This is a genomic window from Nitrospira sp. (assembly GCA_029194675.1).
Lineage (GTDB): Bacteria > Nitrospirota > Nitrospiria > Nitrospirales > Nitrospiraceae > Nitrospira_D.
In genome coordinates this window covers 1561404-1576363 of the sequence record JARFXP010000001.1, presented here as the reverse complement: position 1 = coordinate 1576363, position 14960 = coordinate 1561404, and the positions used below count along the sequence as shown (strand labels likewise).

General features: G+C 56.1%; 18 protein-coding genes and 1 pseudogene. 12 read left to right on the top strand and 7 right to left on the bottom strand.

The window, feature by feature from the left end; translation table 11 throughout:
• Positions 1 to 26 precede the first annotated feature (26 nt).
• The 4 genes from P0120_07645 to P0120_07630 all read left to right on the top strand — a co-directional run bounded on the left by P0120_07645 (position 27) and on the right by P0120_07630 (position 1535).
• On the top strand, positions 27 to 425 hold the full coding sequence (locus P0120_07645; protein MDF0674202.1) for an IS1595 family transposase: 399 nt from the start codon (positions 27 to 29) through the stop codon (positions 423 to 425).
• A gap of 8 nt (positions 426 to 433) precedes the next feature.
• Positions 434 to 769 (top strand): transposase, encoded by a 336-nt coding sequence (locus P0120_07640; GenBank protein ID MDF0674201.1) that lies wholly within the window; start codon positions 434 to 436, stop codon positions 767 to 769.
• Positions 732 to 1076 (top strand): ATP-binding protein, encoded by a 345-nt coding sequence (locus P0120_07635; protein MDF0674200.1) that lies wholly within the window; start codon positions 732 to 734, stop codon positions 1074 to 1076. Before P0120_07640 ends, P0120_07635 begins: the two co-directional genes overlap by 38 nt.
• A gap of 66 nt (positions 1077 to 1142) precedes the next feature.
• Positions 1143 to 1535, top strand: a complete 393-nt coding sequence (locus P0120_07630; protein MDF0674199.1) for a response regulator — start codon at positions 1143 to 1145, stop codon at positions 1533 to 1535.
• 30 nt (positions 1536 to 1565) lie between these two features.
• On the opposite strand, the gene P0120_07625 is transcribed toward P0120_07630, so the two are convergent.
• The 4 genes from P0120_07625 to P0120_07610 all read right to left on the bottom strand — a co-directional run bounded on the left by P0120_07625 (position 1566) and on the right by P0120_07610 (position 5187).
• Complete coding sequence (locus tag P0120_07625) at positions 1566 to 2267, bottom strand: rhomboid family intramembrane serine protease (GenBank protein MDF0674198.1); 702 nt, start codon at positions 2265 to 2267, stop codon at positions 1566 to 1568.
• A 12-nt stretch (positions 2268 to 2279) separates the two neighbouring features.
• Positions 2280 to 3152: a phosphohydrolase gene (locus P0120_07620; GenBank protein MDF0674197.1), complete on the bottom strand. Its 873-nt coding sequence runs from the start codon at positions 3150 to 3152 to the stop codon at positions 2280 to 2282.
• 77 nt (positions 3153 to 3229) lie between these two features.
• A complete protein-coding gene (locus tag P0120_07615) occupies positions 3230 to 4285 on the bottom strand; it encodes an LOG family protein (protein ID MDF0674196.1) in 1056 nt (351 codons plus the stop codon).
• 125 nt (positions 4286 to 4410) lie between these two features.
• A complete protein-coding gene (locus P0120_07610) occupies positions 4411 to 5187 on the bottom strand; it encodes a CBS domain-containing protein (protein ID MDF0674195.1) in 777 nt (258 codons plus the stop codon).
• 168 nt (positions 5188 to 5355) lie between these two features.
• Here P0120_07610 and P0120_07605 point away from each other — a divergent pair, with 168 nt between their 5' ends.
• From P0120_07605 to P0120_07580, 6 genes are all read left to right on the top strand, one after another.
• Positions 5356 to 6843 (top strand): DUF692 family protein, encoded by a 1488-nt coding sequence (locus P0120_07605; GenBank protein ID MDF0674194.1) that lies wholly within the window; start codon positions 5356 to 5358, stop codon positions 6841 to 6843.
• A gap of 1 nt (position 6844) precedes the next feature.
• Positions 6845 to 8020, top strand: a complete 1176-nt coding sequence (locus P0120_07600; protein MDF0674193.1) for a tRNA-dihydrouridine synthase — start codon at positions 6845 to 6847, stop codon at positions 8018 to 8020.
• Positions 8011 to 8643 (top strand): Maf family protein, encoded by a 633-nt coding sequence (locus P0120_07595; protein ID MDF0674192.1) that lies wholly within the window; start codon positions 8011 to 8013, stop codon positions 8641 to 8643. The genes P0120_07600 and P0120_07595 overlap by 10 nt, the downstream gene beginning before the upstream one ends.
• A gap of 93 nt (positions 8644 to 8736) precedes the next feature.
• Complete coding sequence (locus P0120_07590; GenBank protein ID MDF0674191.1) at positions 8737 to 9384, top strand: hypothetical protein; 648 nt, start codon at positions 8737 to 8739, stop codon at positions 9382 to 9384.
• Positions 9385 to 9955: 571 nt separating this feature from the next.
• Positions 9956 to 10357 (top strand): type II toxin-antitoxin system RelE/ParE family toxin, encoded by a 402-nt coding sequence (locus P0120_07585; protein MDF0674190.1) that lies wholly within the window; start codon positions 9956 to 9958, stop codon positions 10355 to 10357.
• Positions 10347 to 10664: a helix-turn-helix transcriptional regulator gene (locus P0120_07580; GenBank protein MDF0674189.1), complete on the top strand. Its 318-nt coding sequence runs from the start codon at positions 10347 to 10349 to the stop codon at positions 10662 to 10664. Before P0120_07585 ends, P0120_07580 begins: the two co-directional genes overlap by 11 nt.
• Positions 10665 to 10681: 17 nt before the next feature.
• On the opposite strand, the gene P0120_07575 is transcribed toward P0120_07580, so the two are convergent.
• Positions 10682 to 11185, bottom strand: a complete 504-nt coding sequence (locus P0120_07575) for a hypothetical protein (GenBank protein ID MDF0674188.1) — start codon at positions 11183 to 11185, stop codon at positions 10682 to 10684.
• Positions 11186 to 11967: 782 nt separating this feature from the next.
• Here P0120_07575 and P0120_07570 point away from each other — a divergent pair.
• Together P0120_07570 and P0120_07565 are read left to right on the top strand one after the other, a co-directional pair.
• Positions 11968 to 12111, top strand: a pseudogene (locus P0120_07570) (transposase).
• Positions 12112 to 12202: 91 nt separating this feature from the next.
• Positions 12203 to 12451, top strand: a complete 249-nt coding sequence (locus P0120_07565) for a hypothetical protein (protein MDF0674187.1) — start codon at positions 12203 to 12205, stop codon at positions 12449 to 12451.
• A gap of 216 nt (positions 12452 to 12667) precedes the next feature.
• On the opposite strand, the gene P0120_07560 is transcribed toward P0120_07565, so the two are convergent.
• Together P0120_07560 and P0120_07555 are read right to left on the bottom strand one after the other, a co-directional pair.
• Positions 12668 to 14254, bottom strand: a complete 1587-nt coding sequence (locus P0120_07560) for a hypothetical protein (GenBank protein ID MDF0674186.1) — start codon at positions 14252 to 14254, stop codon at positions 12668 to 12670.
• A 286-nt stretch (positions 14255 to 14540) separates the two neighbouring features.
• On the bottom strand, positions 14541 to 14894 hold the full coding sequence (locus P0120_07555; protein ID MDF0674185.1) for a hypothetical protein: 354 nt from the start codon (positions 14892 to 14894) through the stop codon (positions 14541 to 14543).
• Between the last annotated feature and the right edge of the window lie 66 nt (positions 14895 to 14960).

Genomic DNA, 14960 nt, shown 5'->3' with positions numbered 1-14960 from the left:
AAACTGCACCGCCCACGGGTACGATCATGCATCGTTCGCACGTCCCGATCCAAGCGTGGTTCTGGGCAGCCTACTTGGTTGCGACTCACACTCCTGGAATCAGCGCCGTGCAACTACAGCGACAGCTTGGGATTGGCGGGTATCAGCACGCCTGGCACCTGCTCCATCGGCTGCGCAAGGGGATGGTCAATGACAACCGCACAAAACTCTCGGGGCTTGTGGCGGTGGATGAAACACACATCGGAGGATCGGTAAAAGGCAAGAAGGGCCGTGGCGTTGCCGCAGGAGCGCAGAAGAGCCTGGTGGCCGGTGCGGTGGAAGTGCTGGTCTACACCGATGTCCAGGGCAAGCGCCGAGAACGCGCAGGCCGGCTCCGGCTTGCGCCGAGTGCCGATGCCAGCGGGATGGCGCTGGGGCGTTTCTGACGCAACACGTGGAAGGCGGCAGCCAAGTAAGAACCGCCGGTTGGCGTGGGTACTCGGAGTCCGCCCTGGAAGAGTACCACCATCACATCCGCGTCGTCGGTGCTCCTCGCCAAGCCGCGCGACGGTTTCCCCACATCCACCGCGTAGTCAGCAATCTCAAGGCGTGGCTGAACGGCACGCATCACGGGGTCGAGCCCAAGCATCTTCCGAGCTATTGGGACGAGTTTGTCGTTCGTTTCAACCGGCGTCAGACCCCGATGGCCGCCTTTCAAACGTTGCTGGGCATCTCGGCACAGAAAAGCCCCATTGCGCTCATCGAATTACTGTCACCGGAGTCAAAGTAATAAGCATACCGTCCTTTATCAATTGGTCGTCAATGCACGTGATGCCATGCCGAATGGAGGTCGGCTGACCATCGAAGTCAAGACCATCGAAGATTGCACCAAATCAGCCCGACCATTGCCGATTGAGTCTGTATCCCCTCGGATCTTGATTCAAATCACTGATACCGGAATCGGCATGAACCTGGATACCCAAGCCTATATGTTCGAGCCGTTGTTTTCAACCAAGGAAACCAACATCGGCCTTGGCCTCGCCGTGGTCTTCGGAATCGTCAAACGGAACGGAGGAACCCTGGAGGTGGACAGTTGACCAGGACAAGGGACCGTCGTCCGGGTCGTCTTCCCTGCGGTCCCGGCGCCGGAAGCACGGGAGGAAATGATGCCGAAAGCCATGCTGGCCAAGGGAGATGAAACGATTCTACTCGTGGAAGAAAACGAGATCGAACGGAAACTTGTGCTGTCGACCCCACAGCGTTATCGCTATCGAGTCTTGGAGGCGGCTTCTTCTGCCGAGGCGGTTATGCTCACACAGCGATATAACGGAATTGTTCATCTCACCGTGAGTCCCTTGGTAATGTCAGAAATCGAGGGACGTGAACTTGCCCGCCGACTCTTGAGGCAACATCCGACGATGAAGACACTGTTTATCTCAGGTTACGACGATGAAACGATTCAACATCATCGGATTAACCAGCGGTTTGTCCTGCAGCAACCCTACCGTCAGTCAGGATTGATCGAGAAGGTGAGAGAGACGTTGGATGCTGCGTGAACATCCTTGCGGGTTCTGCGAGGTATGTCCTCATGAACTCCACATCGACCGGCCAGGCGCAAAAAAACGCACTTCTTTCCGTTTGAAGAGACCGATCAGCGCCATACCAGCGATGAATCCACCGATATGAGCGAAAAAAGCGACGCCACCTCCAGTGGACCCCATGCTCATGCCTCCGCTGATCAGCTGCGTGATAAACCACATGCCGAGGACAATGCCCGCCGCCACTCGGGTCATCCCAATCATCGGCAGTAAGACCAGGACGTGAGCCCGTGGAAATAGCAGTATATAAGCACCGAGCACGGCCGAGATCGCTCCGCTTGCACCAACCATCGGTATTTGGGAGGAAGGGTCGGTAAAGGCATGGCTCAGAGCGGCGAGAATACCGGATAAGATATAGAAGACGACGAATTTCGTGTGGCCCATCACATCCTCTATGTTATTGCCGAAAATCCAGAGGTAAAGCATGTTTCCGAGTAGATGCATCCAGCTTCCATGAAGAAACATGCTGGTCACCAGGGTGAGGGCGGCCGGAATCGCGACCGCTTCCTCAGGAAGCGAAGCCTGGCTGAAGACAATGGCAGGGATGGCACCGTATTGAAATGCGAAGAGCTCCGCAGCCTGCGGAGGGAGATTCACTTGATAGAGAAATACGGCAATACAGATGCCGATGAGGATCATCGTGACGATGGGAGTCCGTTGAGTAGGATTATCGTCGTGGAGTGGAATCACGGTAGTCTGACATTATTCAGTTCGGCGGCGGCCCGCGACCGCACGAGGCAGTTTGGGATCACGCGGAGGTGTTCCGTCGATCTCGAGTGGAACGGAAAATCCGGCAGCATGAGTGTGGCCTCCGCCTCCGAGTGAGGCAGCGATCCTCCCGACATCCGTACCGTCGGATCGGGAACGCATGCTGAAATAGCGACGACCGTCGCGATCATGCCAGATCAGGCAAAAGGGATGATGGGGCGACAGACGCTCCCCGATCTGGCTGGTCAAGATTGAGCTTTGCACAGCAGGAACGACGATACCCTGGAATTCCACCATCGAAGCCTGTGCTGCGAGCTTCCCAACGAGCTCATGTTCGTACCGTAAGATGGCTTGACCATCATGCTCGAGCGTCGATTGGGTAAAGCTATCCCATACGTTGAAGTCGAACGGGTAGGAGGCCAAAGCCGCGTTGATTTCTCGACTCTTCGGCAAAGCCCAGGTCCATAAATCCTTGTCCTGGATATACTGAAGTAGCCATGGAGCCGTCGTGCCGTGAGCCCATTCCCAGCTCAGGACGGCGCCGGACTTCGTTTGATCGAAGTACGCGTTCGAAAACCCATCCAAGGTTCGGGCAGCAGTGATATGGTGGTCCAGAACAAGGAGTTCCTTGGTTTCGGAGGCCATGGCTTCCAAGACCGGCCGGGCATAGCTGAAGTCGACGATCACAACGCGGCGATCCTTGAGATCGGGAGGGGGCGGATGGCCGTGCTTGACGGGCAAAAAGCTCGCACTCGGAAACTTTTTCCAGAGGGCCCAGGCCGCTCCGAACCCATCAGAACATTCAGCATGGTACAGGACGATGTCCGGAAAGCCATGGAATGGGGGGGCGGAAGATACGGTACCCATAGAGTTGTGAGAGCATAACATGCTCAGCTCAAGACTAAAAAGTGTCTATCGTGTCCTTGCCTGCCATGAAGGGTGGCTCACAACTCGTTCAGATAACTGATCAGGTGACGAAGTCGCCCGGCACTGCGTCGATTAAAATAAAACACGAGTCTCGGCAAGTCACGCAAGGCTGGTTCATCGATCTCTTCTTCGAGAGCACCTCGCAGTTCGAACGTGCCGTCGGAGAGGAGATCGGAGAATCGCTGCCGAATCTCCTCAAGCTGCTCAAGGGAGATCGTCTGCTTGAGTCGCATCGCCAGCTGTCGTCCCACAAAACGTATGGAGTGGTAGCGGCGATAAAATCTGAGGATCCGGCTCACAGCTGCTTCTGCGGAATCGACGATTGAAAAAAGACTCATATCTTCTTCATTGATCAGCTTCCGCTTCAGCAGTTGTCTCGTCACGAACGCCGACCAATCATCCCAGTAGTCGCATCCAGGAGCCTGAAGACAGATGATCGGCTGAGGATCACTCTTGCCGGTCTGAGCCAGCGTGAGGATTTCAAAACCCTCGTCGTGTGTGCCGAATCCGCCAGGGAAGAGCGCGATGGCGTTGGCCTCCTTTTGGAACATCAACTTCCTCGTAAAAAAGTATTTGAAGGTGATCAGCTTCGGGTCGTCGGCGATCGTGGAGTTAGGCCCCTGTTCGAACGGCAGCATGATATTGACGCCGAAACTGTTTTCACGACCGGCACCCTCTTGAGCAGCCCGCATGATCCCATCTGCTCCCCCGGTGATGACCATGAATCCTTCTCGGACGATGGCTTGGGAGAACGTGTAGGCTAGTTGATAATTGGGATCGTCGGAAAGAGTTCGTGCCGAGCCGAAGATGCTGACTTTCTGACGGTTGCGATATCCGCGGAAGACGCTGAATGCATGCCGAAGTTCTTTAACGGCACGGTTTACGATTTTCACGTCCAGGAGGTCTAAGCGCGCGTCGTGGAGTTTCAGCAGCCCCGTCAGAAGTTCCGACATGAGGGCGGCATGCAGGTCGTCCTCGCGGCCGTCGAGAAGGGCACTGATTTGATGCAGGATCTCGTCTCGTGACAAGGTGGGACGGTTCCGAATCTGCGGAGGTCTGCCGGTTGAATTCATAGTGGTCCTCTTAAAGGTAAGTGAGACGGAAAATTGTACCAATGGATCGTATATCGGTCAAAGATTGCCGCGATCCGGTGCGCTCTAATCCAGCCGGATGTCCCCACCTGTAAAGGCGGGGGAATCTATGAGGGGTCGAAAGATTTAGGGAGATTGCTCAGCACCCAGGCCTTGATCCTGGACTGGTCTGCGGGAGAGAGATCAACGAATTGTATCTCTACTCCTCGATGTGACGTCATGAAGGAACCGGTTGTGCCAGACAGCGGGTCAACTCTCGCGTTATCCAAGACGGTCCCTCGAATGGTCAAGGGACTCATCATTTCAGAGAGGCAAAAGCTCAATATGATTTTGGTCCCCGACAGCAACAGCGCGGGAGATTCCACCGAGGCGCCGGCATGGCTGAGTTGTGAGATGGAGACCTGATGTTCATCTCCCATGCCCTCTCCCTCAATGACACTGATGGTGGCAGAGATGTTCGTAACGCATCGCTTTGGAGAAAGGAGCAGGTCTCTGGCGGTGAGGACGCCGACCGGCTGATCTTGCTTCGTGACGATCAGGATCGGTGTCCCGGTGGACATCATGAGCGCCGAGGCTTCGTCCATCGCTCGATCGTACTCGATAAATTGGACCGATCTTGTCATGATGGTCCGGACTTCGATGTCATCGGGTTCGAGGCCCTGCGCGACGACCTTTTTGACAATATCGGTCGGCGTCATGAGTCCGAACCGAGACTCTGTATCTTTGACCAGCAGGCAGGGCATTCGCTCGCGTTCCAGGAGCGATGCCGCTTCGGTGACGGATACATCTCCTGGAATCTGGACTACGCCGGGTGTCATCATGTGTGCAACCAGAATGGTCTGGTGATCCGCGGCTTTTGGCTGTTGATCGTTCTTGTCCACCATTTCTCAGCGAGGTCCTCTTTCTTCACGAATTTGCCTCCCTCCTGGCCGCAATGTATGCCAAGTATAGCAGAAGGTCCCTAGGGGCCATGAGAGGTTCAAAGCCTTGTCATTCAATGGTTTGACGACATACACTAGGAACGAATTTTGATCGCCGGCAAGAGAGAACTGATGGCGTCGAGCGGGCCTTACCACAGGGAGTTTCTTCGTCGGATCGAGGCAATTCCTGTGCATGGGCTGGGGCTCTCCGTCGATATTCATGCTCCGGATATCACAAGCTTGCGGCGAAGCCTACAAGAACGTCAAGTGCCACCTGCCTTTCTTGAGGTGTTCCGTACGATACCCATGGCTTTGGCATCCACTAAGAAAGAGGTCGATGACGGTCTGCTGGCCTATCATGGTGAAGGATTGTGGATCACTCAACCAGAGATGGCCGATTCTGCGGCATTTGGATCGGGGATCTCTGAGGCAGTAGGGCACCTTCTGCTCTTGCAAAGTGCCTGGCTGAATCATGAATGTGCGACAAAATATCTCGCCGGCTATTATTTCGGGACCTATCTTCCCCCCCTCTACACACCGTTAAGCGCAAAGGTGGTCGCCAATAATACACGATTGATCCAACATCTGCTCGATCAACAGTGCCGGTTGGCCAATGGGAGCACACCGTTGGTGCTGCTTGAAATGCCGCCACTTACGTACTTTGTCGCGGGGACGATGTCCATCCCACGGTTTTTTCAGCTCATCAGCGAACAGGCTCCCTGTGGGTTGGTCTTGGATGTGGGCCATCTCTGGACGGTGTTTCGATATTCTGGATCGCATCGAGCCATGTCCCTTACACGATTTGTCGAGGAATTTCTCAATGAGTTTCCCATGGATCGTGTGGTTGAGATTCACGTGGCGGGTCTGGCCGTTCATGAATCACACCGAATCCTCGATTCACGACTGAAGGGTGGTAGGGGTGATGATGCGCTTCCTGCCTGGATCGATGCCCATGCCGCCCCCATTCCAACCGTCTTGTTCGAGATGCTCGATCAGATACTATGTCATCCTCAGCTTACCAGCCTGAAGGGCCTTGCCTTGGAAGTGGATACGAAACAGGTCGAATTGATCGTGGATGAATTCGCCCAATTCTCCCGGCGTTATGAGGCGCTGTTCTCCCGGCTAGGCAAGGCCGAACAGGCCATATCGGATTTCGAGTTACGCTCAGTGTCGGAAGAGCCGAGGTCGATATCTGACAAGCAAACGCTTGGAGTGGCCTACGATCGATATGCACAGGTACTGGCTGGGAAAACCGAGCCGGTAGGGACGGAATGGAGCCAAGACCAGGCCAGTATCCAAGATTTAGACTTCTATCGCTCCGTCTATCTTCCTTATGAGATTCTTCACTGGGGAGGAAAGGTGGAGGACATGTTTGTAGAATCCTGTCGTCGACTCAGAGCACGCGACGTGTCGCTCGATGGATTTGTGGCGTTTTGGTTTAGTGAGGCCAGGCCTTTCTCCGGAACCTACGATTTCTTTTTGCTGAAAGTCGACCGGTTCGTGGAGTTTGTCCATCAAGTGGCGCCGGAGTTGCGAGGCATTGCCGAGAGAGAGGCCGAGGAGCTTCGGTGCGCCTACCGTTTTGCCAACGAACCCGACGTTCTGCTGTACGAGAGCTGAGATGAACTTTTGGCCGAGCCTGCCGCGCCCACTCATAGGGTTGTCCCCAATGGATGGTGTGACCGATGCCTGCTTTCGATCCGTGATCGCCCAGCAGGGGAAGCCGGATGTCAGTTTTACAGAATTTACGCACGTCCATGACGTCTGTCACGGACCGGAGATTCACTTGGAGACGCTACGGTACAGCGAGAGGGAGCGTCCAATTATGGCGCAGCTCTATGGGAAAGACCCGGATCTCTTTTATTTGGCGGCACTGGCGGTCTGCGAGCTGGGCTTCGACGGGCTGGATATCAATATGGGTTGTCCGTCGAAGAGCGTGGCGTCGTCTGGATCAGGCGCCGGATTGATCCGCACTCCAGAGCTGGCTCGCACGATCATGCGGGCAGCTAAACGTGGAATCGAGGATTGGGCCGAGGGACGGACCCTTGAAGAAGCGGGTTTTACGTCGGCGCGAGTAGCCATGTTTGAACGGCTGAATCGTCAGCGCGGCAAAACCGGCCCAACCCATCGGCGCCAAGTACCCCTTTCCGTGAAGACGAGACTTGGTTATGACTCAGTGACGGTTGAGGGATGGATCGAGGAGCTTTTGATGGAACAACCGGCCGTGATCTCGCTTCATGGACGAACGCTCCGGCAAATGTATCGAGGCACGGCGGACTGGTCGGCCATTGGACGCGCTGTTGCGTTGGTGAAGGGGACCGGAACATTGATATTGGGGAATGGGGACATTCAGAGCCTTGACGACATCGCGGTGCGAGTGCGTGAAACCGGTGTCGATGGCGTGTTGGTCGGGCGGGGCGTACTTGGAGCGCCGTGGTTCTTTCGCTCAAAAGAGCAAGCCCGCAAGCGAACCCGTGGCATGAAGGATATCGACGTCGGACCAGATCCCGGGGAGGTTTCGCTGAACGAGCGCTTCGCCGTGCTGCTCGATCATGCGCAACAGTTCCAATCGCTGGTCGGGGAAAAGCAATTCTATCGTATGCGTAAACATCTAGGCTGGTATTGTAAAGGCTTTCCACATGCCGCCTCCCTTCGCGCACAGATGGTGCGCGTCTCTTCCGTCGAAGCACTCCATGCCCTCCTCGCAGATTTCCACGATCGGCCGGAAGTCATCAGGGACCTACCCGAGGCCGAATCAGCCGATGAGTCGAGTCTGCTGGTCTCGCGATGCAGCTAGTGCTGGCGTCGAGTTCTCCACGTCGCCGGGAACTCTTAGCACTGTTGGGCCTTTCCTTTGAGGTGTGCCCGTCGGAGTTCCACGAGCAACCCGAGATCGGGTTGTCGCCTGTCGAGCAGGTCAGGCGCTTCGCGCGTGAAAAGGCGACATCTGTGGCACGTGTGAGACCACAGGCCCTTGTGCTCGGCAGCGATACCGTGATCGATCTCGATGGACAACTACTCGGGAAGCCGGTGGATCTTGCAGAGGCACGCGCCATGCTGGCACGTCTAGCCGACCGTTCCCATCATGTCCATACTGCCGTTGCCGTATGCGACCGAGCGCGACATATTGAGTCAGTGGAGGTTGCCACGGCGGAAGTCCGGATGAAAGCCGACCTCGATCATGCATATGAACGATATGTTGCATCGGAGGAATCATTAGGCAAAGCCGGAGCCTATGCCATCCAAGGACTCGGTGGAGATCTCGTGGAACGGATCGCCGGCGACTATACGACCGTGGTGGGATTACCGCTGAAGCTCGTGACACATCTGCTTCGATCGGTCGGTTATCCTCTTTTTGTGAATGTCGAAGACCTGTATCTACGCAAGCCCTATGCGAACTGGAATCGGTTCGCGGCTTAATTGCAAAGGCATGACGGTTCACCTACAATGCATGACATTCATCCGATTACCGGGTCCTTGAGACCTCTTCATGTCGCGCGATTAAAGGGAAGCATGACTGTTTGCAAACAGATTGCGTCGCTGTTGGGCCTGATCGGAGTCCTTGCGGCAGGGACCAGCGGCGTGTGGGCGATTGATATCAAACTGTCCTCAGACGAGGCGCACAAAGCGCTGGAGATTGGGCGAATTCCGATGGAAAAGGCCAATTCCCCCGAAGACGTGAAGAAAGTTCTTCAGGAAGCGTCCTTAGCGACCCGCGTTGGTGCCGACCCGGAGAAGGAACCCTGCGGCGCGAGCGCTGTTCTTCGCACCAAGCGGTATCGACTGGAAGCCTTTGGTCGCCAAGAGGCAGCAGAATCGAAGAAGCGGAAGACGGATGTGCGCATGCCCGAGGAGTTCATCCAGAAAGTGATGGACATGCCCAACATGGAAATGGAAGTGCAGTTGTGCGGCGATGACGAGTATTTTGCCGAGGGCGCCTTGATCGAATTGCAGCAAGGCTCGAAGCGGGTCAAGCCTATCGACATCGGCAAGGCCGAACGGGGGAGAAAGAACGAAACCAGCGGCCCAGCCTTCCGGTCACGGTTCACGGCGCTCTTCGGCTACGAACAGTTCGACCCCACTGCATCGTCCGTGTTCGTCGTCAATCTGCAAGACGGAAAAGAGATCAGAATTCCCGCCGACTTCTCCAAAGTGAAGTAAGCTCGACCATTCTCTGACCGCTGCGCTGTTGCTCAGAGCGACCCATGTTCCTGCTGGCAGCGCCTTGGGTCTTGCTCTTGAGCTTCCTGTCAGCCCGTCTCGTCATGCCGTCTTGAGGACGGTACAGGACGTGAAATGATACCAACACCTTTCCCCGTGCATCCTCGCTGCCGAGGTCGTAGATTATTGCCGTACTGCCGAAAGGCATACAATTTTGAGGTTGCATGGCAGGGAACCGCTGGGCTATCAGGCGATGGCGCTGTGCATAAGCACTCGGACATCGACAAGAATCCTATCGTCGCCATGGACATTCTTTGCCGAAATGGTGGACCATTTTGGTTTATGTGATGCGACGGCCAGTCGTCGGCAGGCAGAGCCGGGTATGCACGATACAAGATCTGACCCTTATTATTTCTTTTGACCCTTATTATTTCTTTCTGCTCTACCCAAGCGTTTCAAGTTTTAGATCAGCCGCGTAGAAAACCTCTTTGCTGCCTGTACTGCATCTCTATCGTCGCCCCTCCGCTTGTTAGGCTAATAGCGTATATGCTATTGTCTGACAGGAGAAAGAATGACCTATCCGTCAAGCAAGCCACCATTAACCCGACTGGTCTATGACGGCATGGTCCTCCGAATCGAGTTCTACGTTGCTTCAAATGGCATCATGCCAGCAGAAGACTGGATCGATCAGCTTCCTCATGCAGCCCAGCAGAAATTCGCGGCTCTGTTTGTGCGCATGGGGGACACTGGAAAGATCTGGAATGAACGCAAGTTTAAGCATCTAACCGAGACCGATCAGCTCTTCGAGTTCAAAGTCGAGGCTGATCGAATCCTCTGTTTCTTTTTTGTCGGACGGCGGCTGATTTTGACGCATGGATTCAGAAAGACCGGTGACAAAACACCAAAGCGAGAAATCGACCGAGCCGAAGCCTATAAGAAAGATTTTGAAAGGAGAGTGCGATATGAAAACTAAAGCTGTGGGAATTGGCAAAGGATGGCTGGATAGGAAGCTGGCGAATTCAAAGTTTCGCAAAGGATTTGAAGAGGAGCTACAAAAGTTGACCATCGGCGAGCAGCTCGCTCGGCTGCGCCAAGAATCAGGATTGACCCAGGCACAGGTGGCGAAACGTACCGGCACTACTGCGTCGGCGATCAGCCGTTATGAAAATGCGGAGTACGATCGCTATGAACTTCGCACGCTGCAAAAAATTGTCCGTGCCTGCGGCGGCCGGATGGAGATTTCCTTAGAGGCAGGACCAAACACTCACCGAGCGGCATAATGTAGTGAATATTAGGGTCAGCAACTGTCTTGGCTGTCAAGAGCCAACTTGGGTGTTTTGTGATTCACCCGTGAAAAAGTTTCGCCCACAATTGGTCTACGAACGACGATCTCCGTCGAGTCCGTGCCTGCTATGCCCCCGCCCAGGCCGGTTCCATCCCCTGCCGCCAGGGTGGCCGCTGTTTGAGCATCGCGGTCAAGATGACCAGCAATTTGCGCATGCACGCCGTCAGCGCGACTTTGTTGGCTTTTCCGGCCGCACCCAAGCGCTGATCGAACGCCCGACTGACGGGATTGAACCGCGTGGCCACGATCGCCCCCATAGAGAGGACCGCGCGAGCCGGCGCCCGACCGCCCCCGAGGGGGCGTTTTCCGCGCAGCAGCCCGCGATCGGGACTGCAGGGCGCCCCCCACCAAGGCTGAAATCTGCTTGTGCGTCAAGGTGCCCCGCTCCGGGATGGTCGCGAGCAACGTGGTGGTGAGGACCGGGCCCACGCCCGGTTTTGTCTTGCCTCGCATCATGATGAAGCCTCCTCCAAGATACAAGGCTTTCTGCTGTCTGAAGTCTGCTGCGTGAGAGGTGAACGACATCAGGGAGCGGTGTTATGCCGATCCGCATAAGCGCCTATGAGAATGCTCGCGCTCTTCATCTCGTTGAACTGACACACGATACTGGCGTATGATCATGAAATGCGATGGTGTTATACCTAGGGGTCGAACTCGGCCAATCGGCGATTATGCGGGTCGGTCTAAACCTTGTTAGGCAGCGAAGGTGACGCGTTGGCGGCGCTCGTAGCTCAGCTCAAACAGCCTGAAAGCCGAGAAGTGAGTGACGAAGCCGCGCCACAGGCGCGGCGAGTGTAAGCACCATGGTCGCTCGGAGTCCCGAGGTTTCCCCCGACGGCCGGTGAGAGAGGAAACGTTGTGCTTCCTTAGCCGGTGAGGCATCAGCGGCGTGACTGAGAGGGAGCCGTGGTGCCGAGGATCGATGAGGTCAGGAGCGAGTCCGCTCACGCAGGAGGCGCCATGCCGTGGCGGGGGCGTTAGCTCGAACGTTAAGCCTCGAAGGTAACCGCCCTCCAAGATATGACGGCCTCTATATGACGGTCTCTCCGCCCTGTTCTCCGTTCAAGCGCAAGAGGGGTCAGATCCCTATCAAGCCATCCGAACTTCTTACCCGAGCTGTGATCGTTGCGTCATCTGAACATCTTACCGAGGTCTGAAGACGCCGACGGTCGTTCATTTCCTCCCGACGCGCGCTCTACCACGTTACTGCACGGGGCAACGCCCGGCAGGACCTCTTCTTGGATGATGAGGACCGACAACGCTTTCTCGGAGTGCTTGGTAAAGTCGTCTCCCGCTTTCATCTTCGGCTGCACGCCTATTGCCTGATGGATAACCACTTTCACCTGCTGGTGGAAACGCCCGAGGCCAATCTGTCGAGGGCCCTGTGTCAGCTCAACGGCATCCATACCCGATCCTCCAACCGTCGTCACGGTCGAGTTGATCGCGTGCTGCAAGGTCGTTTTCGAAGCGATTGTGGTAGACCGAGGGGGCTACCTGCTGGAGCTCTGCTGGTATGTCGTGCTCAATCCGGTGCGTGCCAGGACCATCCGCAAACCCGATACCTATCCCTGGTCAAGTTACAGGACGACGACGGGACTTGTCTCCGTGCCGCCGTTCTTGACCGTGGACTGGCTGCTGTCCCAGTTCGGACATCAGCGTGCGGCGGCTCAACGGAAGTACCGGGCCTTTGTCGCAGAGGGGATCGGCCACCCCTCACCCTAGGAACAGGTCCGCAGACAGGTGCTCCTCGGGACCGAGCGATTTGTCGAGCGCCTGAGGGGTGAATTTCGAGACAAACATCTCCTCAAAGAAATTCCCCGACCACAACGGTTTGCGGCCCGACCGCCGCTACGCCGCTTCTTCTCCGTCAGGTCTCGTGCGGACCGTGCGCGACGCAATGAAGCCATCCTCCGGGGCAGATGCCTCGCGATCCCATGCTCACGTCGGGTTCCATTCCGCGGCAATGAATCGAAGCTTTCCACGGATGCCCGGGGTTGTGCTGCTTTCGAAATCGATCGGCAATTCGAGTTTCCCGCCCTTCAACAGGCGCGATGGGACAGGCTTGGTGGCTTCTCCCAGATTGTCGCTTTGCCAATCATATTTGACGACCCAGTCGGCGTCCTCCGTCTGAGGCGGAACCATTTCGATGACGGCGGAGTCCCTGAAGAGATAGCCTCCCTCGTAGTGCTGATTCAGCCACAACTTCCTTTCGATCTCGTAGTCCGGAACGCGGACGCCCAATGTCATGCTGTAGGCCAGGGAGGGTCGATCTTTGTTCACCCGTGCCCGGTTGGCTAGGTAAATCGTTGAGAGATACAGCGGCGCGCTCTTTTTCTTCTTCGCCGAGGCGGTCCAGTCTTGGTGGCTCAGGCAGGCGACCGAATCCTCTTCCGCGACCCGTCGCGTGAGATACCAGAGCTTGCCGCGGGGTGAGGCCAGGACCTCGAACTCATACAGCGCGTTCACCTCCTTGCCCTCAGCCTCGGCAATCCGAACCTCTTCCGGCAGCCGAATCTCTTCCACGTCAACCCAGATATCGACTCGGACGTCGCCGAACAGAAAGCGGACGAGATTTTGGTAGGACTCCTCGCTGTTGACGATACCGAAATAGCCCGAGTGCGATCGGTAGACGAACGCCTTGGCGCTCGAATCGGACGGTTGACCATTGGCCTTGACGCCACGGACACAGGCGTTTTCGATTCTCACCAGCCCGTCGCTGCCGTGGCCGACGAACGTTCGTGAGAGTCCTTGCGCAACTTCATAGTCGTTCCGATTCGTTCCGATGAGACAGAAGACCTTTTCCGACGGAAACGCGGTCTCAGGCAGCCAATCCACGCGTCCGGTCTTCTTGTAGAGAACCTCTAAACTCAAGTACTTGGCCATACGGTCTCGATTGAAGTTGTTCATGTCGTCGAGACTCAGCCATTGCGGAACGTTGAGACCTGCCACATCGATTCCATTGTGAGGCGTCGCGTAGGTGAAGAATTTATCGACATATTGCCGCGCCTTCGGCTTATCAAGCGCGGGATTCTGCAAGAGGGCCCGGCAGACCAAGCCTCCCATCGAGTGGGCGATCAAGTAACATCGAAACTGCTCAGGCGTGACATTGTTCTTTGGCTCTTTGCACACCAGATCTCGGACGCGCAGTATGAGATTGCTCAAGCCCTTGGCGAAGTCTTCGATCGGCGGAGTCTCCCCGGTTCCCAGCAGGGTCGACGCCGGGTCGTAGTAACGATACACGATGATCGACTGCCGGCTGATGCCTCCGATCCAACCATCGTCTACGATATCCATCCCGTCGGTGAACACATCTGTATAACCGAAATCCGATCCCAATCGGACCACGGGCGATTCAAAGATGAACTTTCGGGGCGGTCGCTCCTTGTCCGGGGTGGCGCGAAAGACCGTGGACCCGAGATTGAAGCCGCAGAATGGATCAGCGGTGGTTTCGTCGATCTCTCCCTTTGTCATGGCATAGCCGCGAACATAAATGATGGGATGCAACGCCGCGTCCTCCGAAGGCATAGTCACCTCCTCAGTACGTGATGAATGCAATCGATTGCTGACACACCACAAGATTCTGAAATGATGTCAGGAATCCTTTACGCACCAGACCACCCTGTTTCTGTCATCGACCCGGCCTATGTGGGACCAGGAGATCGCGCCGAGGCACATGGGGTAAGACGGAACACCGGTGGATAGATGTGAACATAGATTGATAACCCTTCGTGCCACCCTCACTTACGGGGCTTCTTCCGTACGACGTCCTGTAGACGAGCCGCCGAGGCTTCCGCTGCCTTGACCACCTCCATCACCGACAAGCCGGTAGACTGTCCGTTGGCCCTGAGGGCCCGGCCATGGACAAAGACGAATGTAACGTTGGACGGTTGCGCGTTAAAACGACACTGGTCGCGTCTATCACTGCCGCATCGTCGGCGGAAAGTCCCTTCCCCACCGCGACGATTGAATCTCCAGCGAAGAGCAGGTCCGCGTTCGCGAGTGTCCCCAATGGGCCTTCACCGAGCGTAGGATCCATCGTGATGAGGAGCCCGGCATTCTGAATGAGGGTGCGAGGCACAGTTGAAGCAGGCGACTCGTCGCTACGAGCCATGCTGGGCACGGTTCCCTGCCACAACGCCACGAGGAGGAAGAGCACGAGAAGCAAAGCCGGACCTCGCTACAGGTCGAATTACGTAGCATGGGAGTATGGCACAAGCGCTCCGCAAGGTGG

Excerpts from the sequence above, each read along its gene's own strand:
- P0120_07645 (MDF0674202.1), top strand. The coding sequence starts at position 27 with ATGCATCGTTCGCACGTCCCGATCCAAGCGTGGTTCTGGGCAGCCTAC.
- P0120_07575 (MDF0674188.1), bottom strand. The coding sequence starts at position 11,185 with ATGATGCGAGGCAAGACAAAACCGGGCGTGGGCCCGGTCCTCACCACC.
- P0120_07630 (MDF0674199.1), top strand. The coding sequence starts at position 1,143 with ATGATGCCGAAAGCCATGCTGGCCAAGGGAGATGAAACGATTCTACTC.
- P0120_07560 (MDF0674186.1), bottom strand. The coding sequence starts at position 14,254 with ATGCCTTCGGAGGACGCGGCGTTGCATCCCATCATTTATGTTCGCGGC.
- P0120_07605 (MDF0674194.1), top strand. The coding sequence starts at position 5,356 with ATGGCGTCGAGCGGGCCTTACCACAGGGAGTTTCTTCGTCGGATCGAG.
- P0120_07590 (MDF0674191.1), top strand. The coding sequence starts at position 8,737 with ATGACTGTTTGCAAACAGATTGCGTCGCTGTTGGGCCTGATCGGAGTC.
- P0120_07595 (MDF0674192.1), top strand. The coding sequence starts at position 8,011 with ATGCAGCTAGTGCTGGCGTCGAGTTCTCCACGTCGCCGGGAACTCTTA.
- P0120_07585 (MDF0674190.1), top strand. The coding sequence starts at position 9,956 with ATGACCTATCCGTCAAGCAAGCCACCATTAACCCGACTGGTCTATGAC.
- P0120_07615 (MDF0674196.1), bottom strand. The coding sequence starts at position 4,285 with ATGAATTCAACCGGCAGACCTCCGCAGATTCGGAACCGTCCCACCTTG.
- P0120_07580 (MDF0674189.1), top strand. The coding sequence starts at position 10,347 with ATGAAAACTAAAGCTGTGGGAATTGGCAAAGGATGGCTGGATAGGAAG.
- P0120_07620 (MDF0674197.1), bottom strand. The coding sequence starts at position 3,152 with ATGGGTACCGTATCTTCCGCCCCCCCATTCCATGGCTTTCCGGACATC.
- P0120_07600 (MDF0674193.1), top strand. The coding sequence starts at position 6,845 with ATGAACTTTTGGCCGAGCCTGCCGCGCCCACTCATAGGGTTGTCCCCA.
- P0120_07610 (MDF0674195.1), bottom strand. The coding sequence starts at position 5,187 with ATGGTGGACAAGAACGATCAACAGCCAAAAGCCGCGGATCACCAGACC.